The 13,168-nt window shown below is 74.4% G+C and carries 12 protein-coding genes; 3 read left to right on the top strand and 9 right to left on the bottom strand.

Annotated elements, in window-relative coordinates:
- Window positions 1-49 precede the first annotated feature (49 nt).
- Window positions 50-1,498, bottom strand: a complete 1,449-nt coding sequence (locus ACFCY1_RS17395) for a hypothetical protein (RefSeq protein ID WP_375875083.1) — start codon at window positions 1,496-1,498, stop codon at window positions 50-52.
- Window positions 1,495-2,172 (bottom strand): RNA polymerase sigma factor, encoded by a 678-nt coding sequence (locus tag ACFCY1_RS17390; protein ID WP_241852808.1) that lies wholly within the window; start codon window positions 2,170-2,172, stop codon window positions 1,495-1,497. The genes ACFCY1_RS17395 and ACFCY1_RS17390 overlap by 4 nt, the downstream gene beginning before the upstream one ends.
- A 234-nt stretch (window positions 2,173-2,406) precedes the next feature.
- On the opposite strand from ACFCY1_RS17390, the gene ACFCY1_RS17385 reads away from it, so the two are divergent.
- Window positions 2,407-3,462 (top strand): helix-turn-helix domain-containing protein, encoded by a 1,056-nt coding sequence (locus ACFCY1_RS17385; RefSeq protein ID WP_375875082.1) that lies wholly within the window; start codon window positions 2,407-2,409, stop codon window positions 3,460-3,462.
- Window positions 3,463-3,471: 9 nt separating this feature from the next.
- On the opposite strand, the gene ACFCY1_RS17380 is transcribed toward ACFCY1_RS17385, so the two are convergent.
- The 7 genes from ACFCY1_RS17380 to ACFCY1_RS17350 all read right to left on the bottom strand — a co-directional run bounded on the left by ACFCY1_RS17380 (window position 3,472) and on the right by ACFCY1_RS17350 (window position 10,292).
- Entirely contained in the window at window positions 3,472-4,317 is an 846-nt protein-coding gene (locus ACFCY1_RS17380; RefSeq protein ID WP_375875081.1) for a MerR family transcriptional regulator, read from the bottom strand.
- An 85-nt stretch (window positions 4,318-4,402) separates the two neighbouring features.
- Window positions 4,403-5,653: a hypothetical protein gene (locus ACFCY1_RS17375; RefSeq protein ID WP_375875080.1), complete on the bottom strand. Its 1,251-nt coding sequence runs from the start codon at window positions 5,651-5,653 to the stop codon at window positions 4,403-4,405.
- A gap of 225 nt (window positions 5,654-5,878) precedes the next feature.
- Window positions 5,879-7,021: an LPXTG cell wall anchor domain-containing protein gene (locus ACFCY1_RS17370; protein WP_375875079.1), complete on the bottom strand. Its 1,143-nt coding sequence runs from the start codon at window positions 7,019-7,021 to the stop codon at window positions 5,879-5,881.
- 394 nt (window positions 7,022-7,415) lie between these two features.
- On the bottom strand, window positions 7,416-7,997 hold the full coding sequence (locus tag ACFCY1_RS17365) for an NAD(P)H-dependent oxidoreductase (protein ID WP_375875078.1): 582 nt from the start codon (window positions 7,995-7,997) through the stop codon (window positions 7,416-7,418).
- 156 nt (window positions 7,998-8,153) lie between these two features.
- Complete coding sequence (locus ACFCY1_RS17360; RefSeq protein ID WP_117488646.1) at window positions 8,154-9,038, bottom strand: NAD(P)-dependent oxidoreductase; 885 nt, start codon at window positions 9,036-9,038, stop codon at window positions 8,154-8,156.
- Between the two features lie 109 nt (window positions 9,039-9,147).
- A complete protein-coding gene (locus ACFCY1_RS17355) occupies window positions 9,148-9,579 on the bottom strand; it encodes a hypothetical protein (protein ID WP_049651638.1) in 432 nt (143 codons plus the stop codon).
- A 152-nt stretch (window positions 9,580-9,731) separates the two neighbouring features.
- On the bottom strand, window positions 9,732-10,292 hold the full coding sequence (locus ACFCY1_RS17350) for a heme-binding protein (protein WP_049651637.1): 561 nt from the start codon (window positions 10,290-10,292) through the stop codon (window positions 9,732-9,734).
- Between the two features lie 330 nt (window positions 10,293-10,622).
- On the opposite strand from ACFCY1_RS17350, the gene ACFCY1_RS17345 reads away from it, so the two are divergent.
- Both ACFCY1_RS17345 and ACFCY1_RS17340 read left to right on the top strand, forming a co-directional pair.
- Window positions 10,623-11,903 carry a sensor histidine kinase gene (locus ACFCY1_RS17345; RefSeq protein WP_375875077.1) on the top strand — a complete coding sequence of 427 codons (1,281 nt, stop codon included), beginning with the start codon at window positions 10,623-10,625 and terminating at the stop codon, window positions 11,901-11,903.
- Window positions 11,904-11,966: 63 nt separating this feature from the next.
- On the top strand, window positions 11,967-12,629 hold the full coding sequence (locus ACFCY1_RS17340; RefSeq protein WP_375875076.1) for a response regulator: 663 nt from the start codon (window positions 11,967-11,969) through the stop codon (window positions 12,627-12,629).
- Window positions 12,630-13,168: the final 539 nt, after the last annotated feature.

Below are 13,168 nucleotides of genomic sequence, written 5' to 3'. Positions count from 1 at the left end.
AGACCGGGGGAAACCCGGTCGCGGCGCCTCAACTGCCAGCGTGGAACGGCTACTTCACGACCGTCACCGGGACGATCAGCTCCTTCACGGAGGTCAGCGGCGCGGAACCGTCGTACGGCAGCACCGCCTGGACGGACACCGGCATCGTGCCGGGCCCGTCCAGCTTGTCGAGGGCCATCCGGTACGTCACCGTCCTGGACTCTCCCGGCGCGAGCGAGAACTGGGCCTGCTGGCCCACCATGGCGTAGTCCATGCCGCCGCCGATCGCGAGCGGGATCTCCTTCCAGACGCCGCCGTCCTGGCGCTCCAGCTTGCCCTTGTTCATCGTGACCATCTCGCTCGGCGGCGTCCCGGCGTACTCCTTCGTGTAGACCAGCGGCTGGAGCTTGTCGTAGGTCTTCTGGCCGGTGTTCCGGTACGTCACCGTGAAGGTCACCGGGGTGCCGTTGGTGGACACCTTCTGCCCGGCGCCGAGGCCGCCGTCGACCGTGATCGCGATGTCCTTCGCGCCCTTGTCGGACGCGGTCAGGGACGGTGACTTGTGGCCGCTCACGTCCAGGCTGTTGACGATCGCCGTCAGGCCCGGCTGGTAGTCGCTCTTGAGCCCGTTCGCCACCACGAAGACCTGGTCCAGGCCCATCCCCCACAGCTGGGCGGTGAAGGTGTCCCCGGGCTTGCAGGTGACGTTCCACTGGGTCTTGTCGATCGCCTTGCCGGCCACGGTGGACTTGGTCCGCACGGGTGCGCCGACCGAGGAGTAGCCGTTGTCCGGGAAGTAGGGCCGGCCCCAGATCGGGCAGTTCGGCTGGTGGCCCCAGCCGCTGTCGGCGACCAGGTCGTCCGTCGTCGGCCAGGCGCCGCCCTCGAGTTCGTCCGGGGAGTTGTAGGCCACGACCAGGACGCCGTACGGCTCGCACCTGGCCGGCGCCCAGCCCTGCTGCGGCTCCGTCGGCGCGCCCGGACTCAGGACGCAGACCCGGTCGGCCGAGACCGGCACGGCCTTCCAGCCCGCCGGGACCTTGAACTTGACGCCCCGCAGGCTGGACGAAGTCGCCGGGCCGCTCGCGGTGCCGGGGGCGGAGGTCGCGGTGGTCGGGACGCCGTCGGCGAGCGGGACCTCCGTCTCGGCCTCGCCGGTGGGCGTGCCCGGATCGGTGGGGGCGGCCGTCGGGCTGGGGTCGCCGGTCGGCTCGGGCGTCGGGCTCGGCGAGGTGGTCAGGGTGGCGGCCGGGGGCGGGACCTCGTCCTGGGCGACCGGCTCGCCGTGGAAGGTGAGCACGCCGAGCGCCATGGCGGCGGCCAGGCCGAGCGGCACGGTGACGGCGTACACCGGGCGCAGCCGGCGGATCCGGTTCTTCGGGGGAGCGGCCGGGCGCAGGCTGGCGGCTGTGACGAGGGAGGCCCGGGCCGTCATCGCCTCGCGGAGCAGCCGTTCCGTCGGTGTCTCGGCCGGCCCGTCGCCGTCGCCGCCGGTGCGGCGGGGGAGCTTGTCGGTCATCGAACCTTCTCCAGGTGCTTTTCCAAGGCGTCCAGAGCGCGGCTGGCGGTGGACTTCACGGCACCCCGGGACAGTCCCAGGGTCTCGGCTATCTGCGCCTCCGACAGGTCGGACCAGTAGCGCAGCACCAGCACCTCACGCTGGCGGGGAGTCAACTCCTGCAGGGCCACCAGCACCCGGCGGTGCTCGTCGTTGAGCACCGCGTGGTCCTCGGCGGACGGGGCGTCGGCCACGTGCGGCGGCACGTACTCGCGGGCGGTCTTGCGGCGGCGCAGCATCGAGCGGGCGCCGTTGACCACCGAGGTGCGCAGGTAGCCGAGCGCGTTGTCGAGGTCGTCCAGCTCCTCGCCGTAGCGCTGGTAGAGCTGGGTGAAGGCGTCCTGGACGACGTCCTCGGCCAGGTCCTGGTGGTCGACCAGCATGACCGCCATCCGGACCAGGCCGAGCCGGTGGGCGTGGTACAGGTCGGTCAGGGTGGGCCGGTCCTCGGCGGGCTTGCGACCGCCGCGCAGCAGCCGGAAACCGGAGCGGCGCTGCTTCGCCTCCTGCTCGGTGGCGGCGCCGGCGAGCGGCTCGCCGGCCTCCTGCGCGCCGAACAGCGCGGCGACGACTCCACGGATGGAGAAGCCCCGCCCCCCTGCCTGCGCGGCGGTCGGCCCGATGGCCATGGACATGCGCGTTTCCGCTTTCCCCCGGGACGGTGACGGCGGCCGCCGTTCCGTCAGGTCACCTGATCAAGATCGTGATCGGGGGGATCATCCCAGCCGCCCTCTGCCGGGTTCCCTCCGCCCCCGTATCAAAGGACGTGTGACGGGGGTGAAGGTTGCAGGCGGGTTCGAAGAAAATTCCGAAGGGGTCGGGACGGCTACACTCACCGGCATTCCGCCACCCGTGAGCAGGGGGTTCGCATGGCCGAGCAGCACGCCGAGGACCGGACCGGTGCCGCCCCGCGGCCGGTGCCCGTCGCCATCGGCCGGCGCCCGGAGCCCGTGCACGACGTCGCGGTGTACGCCTTCCCGGGCATGGCGCCGTTCGAACTCGGCGTGGTGGTCGAGGTGTTCGGACTGGCGCGGCCCGAGCTGGCCGGGCTGCTGGCGGCGCCCTGGTACGGGCTGAAGGTCTGCGCCGACCGGCCCGGGACGCCGCTGGAGGCGGTGGGCGGCTTCGCGCTGACCGCCCGGCACGGGCTGGACGAGCTGGCCGCGGCCGACACGGTGGTGGTCCCCGGGGTGCCGAACCCGTTCGGCGGCGTCTCCCCCGACCTGGTCGAGGCGCTGCGCACCGCGCACGGGCGCGGCGCCCGGATCGTGTCGATCTGCTCGGGCGCCTTCGCACCGGCCGCCGCCGGACTGCTGGACGGCCGGGAGGCGACCACCCACTGGCGGTACGCCGAACTGCTCCAGCAGCGGTACCCGGCGGTGCGGGTCAACCCCGACGTGCTGTACGTGGACAACGGCGACGTGCTGACCAGCGCGGGCAGCGCGGCCGGCATCGACCTCTGCCTGCACCTGGTCCGCCGGGACCACGGCGCCAAGGTGGCCAACGCGGTGGCCCGCCGCTTCGTGGTGGCGCCGCACCGGGACGGCGGGCAGGCCCAGTTCGTCGAGGCGGCGGTCCGCCCGGTCGAGGAGGAGGACGACGGGATCGCCCTCAGCATGCGGTGGGCGCTGGACCACCTGTCGTCCCCGCTGACCATCTCGCAGCTGGCCCGCGCCGCCCGGATGTCGGACCGCTCGTACCTGCGGCACTTCACCGCCCGCACCGGGACCAGCCCGATGCGCTGGGTCGTCACCCAGCGCATCGCGACCAGTCTGGCGCTGCTGGAGTCGCCGGAGGGGACGGTGGAGGAGATCGCCGCGGCGGTCGGCTTCGAGAGCGCCGCGACCTTCCGCCACCACTTCGGCCGGGTGATGCGCACCTCGCCGACCGCCTACCGGCGCTCCTTCGGGCGCGGGGTGGCCTGAGCGCGCGGTCTACTGCCCCTCGCGCTCCTCCGCGCGCTCCTCCTCGGCCTTCTCCGCGGTCCTCTCCCCGGCCTTCTCCGCGGACTTCCCCTCGCGCCGGTCCGCGTTGGCGACGATGGCGTCGTGCAGCCACTGGGCCAGGCCCGGCGCGATCTTCTCGTAGGTGTCGGTCCAGCGCGGGTCCGAGACGTACAGGCAGGCCAGGCCGCGGTGGATGGTGTACGTGCAGTCGTAGAAGTTCTGGCGGATGTGCTGCCGGTGCTCCTCCGCGAGGCCGGTGGCCACCGTGCCGTCGGCGGGCTCGCCGGCGGTGACCGCCCCGGCCAGGCGCTCGTTGAGCGCGGTCATCTCGGCCTGGATGCGCTGCCAGTCGGCCTTGGAGTAGCCGCCGGTGCGGCGCTGCGACTCGGCCCAGGCCGCGGTGTCGCCCCAGCGCTGTTCGGCCTCCTGCTCCCAGTCCTCCTGGTAGCCCTCGCCGAAGATCTCGAACTTCTCCTCCGGGGTCAGCTGAATGCCCATTCTCCGTGCCTCCATGGCGTGTTCGACGGCTGAGGCGAGCTCCTGGAGGTGACCGATCCGGTCGGTGAGCAACCGGTGCTGCCGCCGGAGGTGCTCGGTCGGGCTGACCGAGTCGTCGTCCAGGATCGCCGCGATCTCGTCCAGGGGGAACCCGAGCTCCCGGTAGAAGAGGACCTGCTGCAGCCGGTCGAGGTCGGCGTCCACGTACCGGCGGTAGCCGGACCGGGTCCGGCCGGCCGGGGACAGCAGGCCGATCTCGTCGTAGTGGTGCAGGGTGCGGACGGTCACCTTGGCGATCTTCGCCACGGCGCCGACCGAGTAGCCCTCACTGGTCATCGGGGTTCCTCCCTGGTGCTGACCACCACCCTCGGCTCTCACGTCGCGTGAGGGTCAAGCCGTGGACGGGGACGGGCCCCTGCCGTCAGACCCCGGCGCCGGCCAGCGCCCGCTCGCGCCGCCGGCCGCCCCGACCGCCCCGGCGGCCGGTGCCGCCGCTCCCGCCGTCGCCCGGTGCGCCGGGCCGCTGCCGCCGGGACCGCTGGGTGGGCCAGAACAGCACGTACCCGGCGGAAACCACCACGAAGGCGAGCCGGACGAAGCCGCGGGCCGCGTCGGACGGGAGCAACAGCGTGCCGCCGTACAGCGCGGCCAGCGCGATCCAGCTCCACCACGGGACGAGCCGCTTCTGCCCGACGGCGTCCCAGAGCAGGGTGCCGAGCAGGATCGAGGCCGTGTAGTACGTGTAGACGCTCGGGTCGAGCAGGATGCGGGCGTCCGCGCCCAGCAGCACCACGGCCGGCCAGCGGCCGCGCCAGACGGCGACGCAGCCGAGCCCGATGCCGAGCGCGAACTGGGTCGGCCGGTCCCACCAGGGGGTGGCCGGGTCGGTGACCCCGAACCAGCGCAGCGCGGAGGCGGGCTGGTTCGGGATGGTGAACTTGGCGGCCGCCATGGTGTCCAGGTTGCCCAGGTAGAACGGCAGCCAGGCGATCGCCACCAGGGCGCAGAACCAGAGCGCGGTGCGCAGCCAGGCGGGCCGGGGCAGCGCCAGGATCAGCGGGGCGAAGGCGATCGCCCAGGGCTTGGAGTCCACCGCCAGCGCCAGGAAGACCGCGACCTGGACGGGCTTGCCGCGGGCCAGGGCGTGCGCGGCGAGGGTGGTGAAGAACAGCGCGAGGACGTCGTCCAGGTGCGCGAAGCGGACCGAGACCTCGACCCACATCGGGATGAACGCCAGCCCGGCGATCAGCAGCCGCTGCTGCAGCCGCCGGTGGTTGGTCCCGGTGCCGAGGTAGTACAGGGCCGCGGTGCGGCCGACCACGACCAGCATCACCAGGCCCAGCCCGGCGCTCACCGCCTCGGCGATCAGCTCGCCGGTGTGCGGTGCGAACGGGGCGGTGAGCCGGGCCGCGGCCAGGCTGACCGGGCCGATCTGGAGCTCCGGGTGGTGGGCGTAGAGCGACAGGCCGCCGTCGGGCTGGCCGCTGAAGAGCAACTGCTCGCCCTGGCGCAGGTAGTGCCAGGAGAAGCCGCCGCTGGGCTCGACCAGGAGGAACCAGAGCACCGTCCAGGCGGTCAGCAGGACGTGGTGCCTCCGGAGCGGCAGCCCGGCTATCCGCCCGGTCGTCGCCTCGTAGTCGGTGGTGGTCCGTGCCGTGCGTGCTACCCGCACCTGTCCTCTCCCCGCCGTTCCGCCCCCCTCCGGCCGGACATCCTATGTGACGGAGGAGAACCGTCCGGACCGCCCGCGGGACGGCCCTGGTCGGCCCCCGGAACGGCCCGTGCCGCCCGCGGATCCGTCCGAGGGGACGGTGCGGGCGGCACGGGGGTGTTCCGGATCAGTGCGCTTCGGGTCGGCGCGCCTCGGGTCGGCGCGCTCGCGTCAGCGCGCTTCGCCTCAGCCCTGCTGGGCGGACTTGCGACGGCGCAGCACCACGAGGGTGCCGACACCGGCCACCAGGACGGCGCCGCCGGTGGCCGCGATGGCGGTGGTGTTGCTACCGCCACCGGTCTGGGCCAGGGCCTTGTCGCTGCCGTCCGCGGCGGCCTTGGCCTTGTCGACGGCGGCCGGGGTCAGCGGCGGCGGAGTGATGACCGGGGGCTCCACCGGGAAGTCGATCGGGCCCGAGGTGTCGCCGCTGCTCTCGACCGGGGCCGGGGCGGTGGCCGAGCCGGAGGGCTCACCGGTGGCCGGAGTGGTCGGCTTCTCGGTCGGCTTCTCGGTGGGCTTCTCGGTGGGCTTCTCGGTCGGGGTGTCGGTCGGCTTGCCGGTGGGCGTCTCGGTCGGCGTGACGGTCGCGGTGGCCGACGGCGAGCCACTCGCGGTCGGGCTGGGCTTGCCCGTCTGGGACTGGGTCGGCGTCGGGCTGGGCTTGCCGGTGTGCGTCGGGGTCGGCTTGCCGCCCGGCGCCTTGATGGTGAAGCCCACGCCGCCGTCGCAGCTGAGGTGGCCGTTGTCGACCGGCTGGTGGGTGGAGTCGTCGAGCTGGGCGGCGAAGACGACCGGGACGACGCCGGCCCGGCCGAGCGGGGCGCCGTCGGTGAAGGACGCCCGGACCTTGATCGGGACGTTCTTGCCGCGGTTCACCCCGAGCAGGTCGTCGGCGACCGGGTTGCCGGCCGAGTCGAGGGTGCCGAGCATCATCAGGACGGAGCTGTTCTTCTCGCCGCTCTGGTCGGGGGCGACCACGGCGGTCTGCCACTCGCCGCCGGGAAGCCGGTACTGGACCTTGAGGTCCTTCGCCTGGAGCGAGCCCGCCTTGTTCTTGAACTTGAGCAGCGGGATGAAGACGAAATCGTGCTTCGTCCGGTTGTCGATCTTGAAGGTGAACTCGCGGGCGTCGCCGCCGGCGATGAAGGTGCCGGGCACGCCGTTCAGCGAGAGGTCGAGGCTCGCGCGCGACGCCTTGTCGGCCTGCGAGGCGACGGCGGACGGGGTGCCGGTGGCACCGACGGCCATGGCGCCCTGGGCGCCGGCCAGGACGAGCGAGGACGCGAGCGCGGCGGCCCCGGCAAGGGCAAGACTGCGACGTATGGACAAGGGAGACCTCACGGAAGTGTCCGGGCGAGGCCCGGGCGCGAGGGGGCGGCCGAAGAACGCCGCGGACCCCCCGCGAAAGCTGAAAGTGCGACGGAGAGTACCGAACGACGGGACCGGTCCGGAAGGCGGGTGGCACACTGCGGTCCGGGCCCGGGAGAGGGCTGCCCGATTCGTCCAACTCTGGCCGTCCGTACGCCTTTTGCGCTCAGCCGGGGCGGCGGCCGGATGACGGGTACACGCCCGGAGGACGGTACCGCACGACCCCCGGCGGCGGGCGGCGCGTGCGCGCGGCACCCGGCCCGCCGGGGGTCGGTCCGTGAGGGGGGGCGGCCGTGCGGAACCGGCCGTGCGGGATCTACCCCGAGGGGCCGGCCCGGAAGGCCGGCCCGGAGGATCAGCCCGCGAAGAAGGACTTGGCCGCGATCACCGCGCGCTCGTCCGCCAGCGCCTCGCCCGGGCGGGTGCCGTGGCCCAGCAGCACCCCGCCCCAGCGCATCCCCATGTAGTCGGCGGTCAGCCGGAGGGTGCCGATCAGCGGCTCGGCATTGTCGTCGTCCTCGGTGGCGAGGGCGGTCACGCCCCAGATGGTGCCGCCGCGCATACCCTCGCGGAACTCCACGCCGGGCACCCGGAACCAGGCCGACCAGTAGTCGAGGTAGAGCTTGGCGCTGGTCGGCAGCGCGTACCAGTACAGCGGCGCGACGAAGACCAGGTCGGTGGCCGCCAGGGTGGCGTCCAGCAGCGTCCGCTCGTGGCCGGCCGGCTCGGGGTACGTGCCGTCGCCGGTGTGCCGCAGGTCCCGGAAGGGCGGCAGCGGGTGCTCGTCCAGCCGCAGCCACCGCTGCTCGGCACCGGCCGGCAGGCTCGACTCGGCGGCCAGCCGGGCGAGCCGGGCCGAGTTGCCGTCGGCGCGCGCGCTGGCGTCGAGGAACAGGAAACGGCGCGGCGCCTCGGCGCCGGGCGGCTGATCGCCCATCAGGACTCCTCCGTGGTACGTACGGTGCGGACGCAGGAGTGAGCAGCCGTCGGACGCCGGTTTATTCCGCCGCCGCGCCAACCGCCGGGCAGCACCCGGGGATTGGCCGGCGCGGGTCCGGTCCGGCAGCCCGGCCCGGGGGCCGGCGGGCGGAGGTCAGTCGGGCAGCCCGGCCCGGCGGCGGGCGACCTCGGCGACCGCCGCCCAGTCCTTGTCCCCGTCGCCGTGGGCCAGCGCGTCCAGGAAGGCGTCCCGCAGGACGCTGCCGATCGGCAGCGGCACGTTGCGCGCGGCCCCCGCGTCCAGCGCGAGGCCGACGTCCTTGAGGCCGAGCGGCAGCCGGAACCCGGCCGGCTCGTACCGGCGTTCGGCCACCATCGCGCCGTAGCCGGTGTGGATCGGTCCGGGGAAGAGCGTGCCGGTGAGCAGGTCGACCAGGTCGGTCGGCCGGATCCCGTGCGCCTCGGCCAGGCTGCACGCCTCGGCCATCGACTCGATCGCGCAGGCGATCAGGAAGTTGGTGCTGATCTTGACGGTGTTGGCCTGCCGGGGGCTCTCGCCGAAGTGCCAGGTGCGCTCGCCCATCGCGGCGAACAGCGGCTCGGCCCGTTCCAGCAGTTCGGGCGCGCCCGCGACCAGGATGTTCAGCCGCCCCGCCGCCGCGACCGGCGGCCGGCCGAGGACGGGGGCGGCGACGTAGCCGACGCCGTGCTCGGCGTGCAGCGCCTCGGCCCGCTCGGCGAGGGCGAGCGAGACGGTGGCCATGTTGACGTGCAGGGTCGCCCCGGCGCCGGCCAGCAGCGCGGGGTCGAGCAGCAGCCGCTCGACCGCCGCGTCGTTGGCGAGCATGGAGACCACCGTGTCGGCGGCGAACACCTCGGCGAGCGAGCCGGCCGCCTCCGCGCCCTCGGCCACCATGGCGGCCACCGGCTCGGGCGAGCGGTTCCAGACCCGTACGGTGTGGCCGGCCCGCAGCAGGCTGCCGGCCATGCCGCGCCCCATCGCACCCAGCCCCACGAAGCCGATCGTCCGCCCGGTCATCCGCGCACTCCCGTCGCCGCCGCACCGCTCGTATGCGGCCGACTGTACGTCAGAAGAGCTGCGGTTCCCGCCGGTCGGCACGGAAGCACACCCGGAGCCGGGCCGCTCCTCAGGCGCAGGCGCGGGCCCGGGACGGCAGCCGGGTGCGGTCGGCGGCCGCGCCGCGCTCCAGCTCGGCGACCACCCGGGTGCGCAGCAGCTCGTACTGGGCCTGGAGCCGGCCGGGGCGGGCCGGGCGGGCGACCGGTCGGCCTCGGCCGACCAGCTCGTCCGGCCCGAACTGCTCGCGGGTGAGGTCGATCTCGAAGCCGGTGGCGAAACGGTTCCACCAGTGGAGGTCCGTCCGCACCCCGTCGACGTACACCTCGCCCATCATGAGCTCGCCGCCGAGCAGGTCGTGCACCACCATCGCCGTCACCCCGCACTGACCACGGGCGGGATTGTCGGGACGCCAGTGGGCCAGATCCTCGGGCGCACAGGTGTCGACGCCCCAGGAGGAGCGGATCGCGCGTTCGATGTCGTTGAGGGTCCACGCCGTCATACCGGGAAGCCTGCCACGCGCCACTGACAGCGGCACCGGCTTTTCGAAGGGTCATCCCGTGTTCTGCGGCTACCCTTCCGGCGTTCACCCGAACGAGACCCCGGCCCGGCGGACCCGGCCCCGGGCGCGGGGCGGGCCCGCCGGGCCCCCGGTCACTTCGCCAGCTCGGCGACGCCCGCCTGCGCGAACTGCTCGTCCAGGTCGCCGCTGGGCGCGCCCGCGACGCCGACGGCCGCGATCGGGGCGCCCTTCGACTGGATCGGGGCGCCGCCGGCCAGGAACAGGGTGCCCGGGATGTCCTTCAGGTTCGGGGCCTGGGCCAGGCGCTTGGCCAGCTCCGAGGTCGGGGCGTTCCAGGACACCGCGGTGAAGGCCTTGCGCTCGGCCGAGACCGGGGCCTGCGGGCCGGCGCCGTCGCCCTTCAGCAGCACCCGGGTGACGCCGTCGCGGTCGACGACCGCGACCGACACGTGCTGGCCGGCCTTGGTGGCCGCGTCCAGGGCGGCCTGGGCGGCGCGGGTGGCGGCGTCGATGGTCAGGCCGCTGCTCGGGGCCAGGTTCTTGTTCTGGGTGTCGGCCTTCGCCGCGGCCGGGACGGCCGGGGTGTCGGTGGACTCGGCGCTGGCCGAGACGGCGCCCACGGTGGCGGCGGCGAGCGCGGCGGCGGCGACGGTGCCGGTCAGCACGCGGGTGCGGACGGAGGTCTTCTTCATGGTCCAGCTCCTCAGCGGATCTGCGGGGTGAGGTGGGGCGGAGTGGGGGAGTTCGGGGGCCGCCGGGCCGTTGGGGGGATCGCCCGGCGGCGTGCTTCGATCCTCCGGCCGGGGAAGGGGCCGCCGCATCGGCGGTCCGGCGCGGGCGTCCGGGCATGATGGGGGACGGCGGCGTCAACCGATCGGCTGATGCGGCCCCGGGCCGGACGGGTCACCATCGAGGGATCGGTGCGGGTCGGTGCGGATCGGGACGGGCCCGTACGGACCGGTACGGCCGGTACGGGCAGGCGCCGACCGCGCACGCACCACCCGTTCAGCCAGGAGCCACCCGTGCAGCAGCCCCGCCCGACCGCCGGCCGCCCCGCCGCGGACCGCACCGGCGCCGGCGGCGCCCTCGGCCACGACGCCGGCGATCCGGACGCGGGCCGGCTCGCACTGCTGCTGGACTCCGCCTTCCTGCTGCTGCTCGCCGCCTCGCTCAGCCGCTACCTCACCCACCACTCCGGCACCGCGCGGGCGCCCTGGGTGATCGGGCTGAGCGCGGCCCTCGCCGTCGCCCAGCCGGCCGGGTCCTGGCTCGCCCACCGCCGTCCGACCGCCCCGGACCGGCACCGCCGCTGGGCGCTGGCCCTGGTGGTGGCGCTCTGGGTGGTGCTGGTGCTGCTCGCGCCGAGCTTCGCCTGGTGCGCCGTGCCGCTGATCTACACCGGGCTGCGGGTGCTGCCCGCGAAGGCGGCCATCCCACTGGTCGGCGCGCTGACCCTGCTGGTGGTGACCGCCGAGGTCCGGCTGCCCGGCGGCGCCGACGCCACCCTCGTCCTGCTGCCGGCCGCGGTGGCCGGACTCGCCACCGGCGTCTTCCTCTTCATGGCCCGGCAGGCCGCCCGGCAGCGCGCGCTGATCGCCGACCTGGTCCGCACCCGGCGCGAACTCGCCGCCACCGAACGGCGGGAGGGCACCCTGGCCGAACGCGAGCGGCTGGCGATGGAGATCCACGACACCCTGGCACAGGGCCTGTCCAGCCAGCAGATGCTGCTCCAGGCCGCCGAGCGCACCTGGGACACCCACCCGGCGACCGCCCGTACCCACGTCCGCACCGCCGCCTCGGTGGCCGCCCGGAACCTGGCCGAGGCCCGCCGCTTCGTCCACGACCTCGCCCCGGCGGAGCTGTCCGACGGCCGCACCCTCGACCGGGCGCTGCGGGCGCTGGCCGAGCGGGAGTCCGCCGAGAGCGGGCTGCCGGTCCGCTTCCACCTGGACGGCGCGCCCGTGCCGCTGCCCGCCGCCGCGCAGGCCGCGCTGCTGCGGATCGCCCAGGGCGCGCTGGCCAACGTCCGCGAGCACGCCGGGGCGTCGGCCGCCGCGATCACGCTGTCCTTCCTCGGCGACCAGGCCGTGCTGGACATCGCCGACGACGGGCAGGGCTTCGACCCGGGCGCGGCCGGTACCGGTGCGGGTGTCGGCGCCGGGGGCGGGGGCGGGGGCGGCCGTGGGTACGGCCTGCCGGCGATGCGGGCCCGGCTGCGGCAGCTGGGTGGCAGGCTGACCGTGGAGAGCGCGCCCGGCGAGGGCACCGTCGTCTCCGCCGCGATCCCCCTGGACGACCGATGAGCCCGGAACACCGGTCCCCCGAAGCACAGATGAGCCCGGACGAGCGATGACCCTGGAGCACCGATGAGCACGACTCCCGGCCGGACCACTCCCGTCCGGACCGCTCCCGTCCGGCTGCTGGTCTGCGACGACCACGCCGTGGTGCGGGCCGGACTGCTGGCGCTGCTCGCGAGCGCCGGCGACATCGAGGTGGTCGGCGAGGCCAGCACCGGGGAGGAGGCCGTCGCGCTGGCCGCCCGGCTGGCCCCGCAGGTCGTCCTGATGGACCTCCAACTCGGCGACGGCATCGACGGGGTGGAGGCCACCCGGCGGATCACCGCCGCCCCGGACGGGCCGCACGTCCTGGTGCTCACCACCTACGACACCGACGCCGACATCACCCGGGCGATCGCCGCCGGCGCCACCGGCTACCTGCTGAAGGCCGAACGGCCCGAGGAGCTGTTCGCCGCCGTGCACGCGGCCGCGCAGGGCCGCACGGTGCTCTCGCCGCCGGTCGCCTCCCGGGTGATGGCGCAGATGCGGGCGCCCTCGCCGCAGCTCACCGAGCGCGAGCTGGACATCCTCGGACAGCTGGCGCAGGGGCTGGGCAACCGGGAGATCGCCCGGGCGCTGTTCATCAGCGAGGCCACGGTGAAGACCCACCTCGGCCGGATCTACGACAAGTTGGGTGTGGACACCCGGTCGGGCGCGGTGGCGGTGGCGAAGGAACGCCGGCTGCTGCGCTGAGCCCGCCCGCTCCGTCCTCCCCCGGCCGCTTCCCTGGCTGCTTCCCCGGCCGCTTCTCCGGCTGCGCTGGGCGCCCGTCCGGTGTCACAGCGTGCTGCCACGTTGCTCGGAATGTTGGATTCCACGGCGGCGTCCAGCACTACGCGTCCGCGCCCGACGTCGGGCGGCTCGGGCGGCGGACACCCCGGTGGGACGACAAACCGCTGGTCCCGGGCCTTTCCGACCACCGCGGAGCACTCCGTCACGATGTGGATGTTTTGTGGATTCCGCTATTGACAAACCAACCACGCGGTTTGTTAGTTTGAGATCAACGACGTCCCCGGAGGTGGGGGCTCGCCGGGCCTGTGCGGACCGCTCTCGCCGGAGGGGGGTGTGGCCAGGGGGGAACGGCGGGTTTGCCGGGGTGTCGGGGGGAGCGGCAACGCCGAAGCCGCGCGACGAGGCGGGGGGTGGGGGGGGGGTGGGGGCGGGGCCGGCGGGCGCGGCCGGGTGTGTAACATTCAGATACGCCGGAAAAAAGCGAAGCGGCTAGGTCGAAT

Origin of the sequence: Kitasatospora sp. NPDC056273, assembly GCF_042268845.1 — a bacterium.
In the GTDB taxonomy this organism is placed as follows: Bacteria; Actinomycetota; Actinomycetes; order Streptomycetales; family Streptomycetaceae; genus Kitasatospora.
The sequence above is the reverse complement of the archived record's forward strand: the minus strand, read 5'-3'. Positions and strand labels throughout refer to the sequence as shown.

What these genes read in the sequence shown, in the direction of transcription:
- ACFCY1_RS17395 (WP_375875083.1), bottom strand. Translation starts at nt 1,498, where the DNA reads ATGACCGACAAGCTCCCCCGCCGCACCGGCGGCGACGGCGACGGGCCG.
- ACFCY1_RS17390 (WP_241852808.1), bottom strand. Translation starts at nt 2,172, where the DNA reads ATGTCCATGGCCATCGGGCCGACCGCCGCGCAGGCAGGGGGGCGGGGC.
- ACFCY1_RS17385 (WP_375875082.1), top strand. Translation starts at nt 2,407, where the DNA reads ATGGCCGAGCAGCACGCCGAGGACCGGACCGGTGCCGCCCCGCGGCCG.
- ACFCY1_RS17380 (WP_375875081.1), bottom strand. Translation starts at nt 4,317, where the DNA reads ATGACCAGTGAGGGCTACTCGGTCGGCGCCGTGGCGAAGATCGCCAAG.
- ACFCY1_RS17365 (WP_375875078.1), bottom strand. Translation starts at nt 7,997, where the DNA reads ATGGGCGATCAGCCGCCCGGCGCCGAGGCGCCGCGCCGTTTCCTGTTC.
- ACFCY1_RS17360 (WP_117488646.1), bottom strand. Translation starts at nt 9,038, where the DNA reads ATGACCGGGCGGACGATCGGCTTCGTGGGGCTGGGTGCGATGGGGCGC.
- ACFCY1_RS17355 (WP_049651638.1), bottom strand. Translation starts at nt 9,579, where the DNA reads ATGACGGCGTGGACCCTCAACGACATCGAACGCGCGATCCGCTCCTCC.
- ACFCY1_RS17350 (WP_049651637.1), bottom strand. Translation starts at nt 10,292, where the DNA reads ATGAAGAAGACCTCCGTCCGCACCCGCGTGCTGACCGGCACCGTCGCC.
- ACFCY1_RS17340 (WP_375875076.1), top strand. Translation starts at nt 11,967, where the DNA reads ATGAGCACGACTCCCGGCCGGACCACTCCCGTCCGGACCGCTCCCGTC.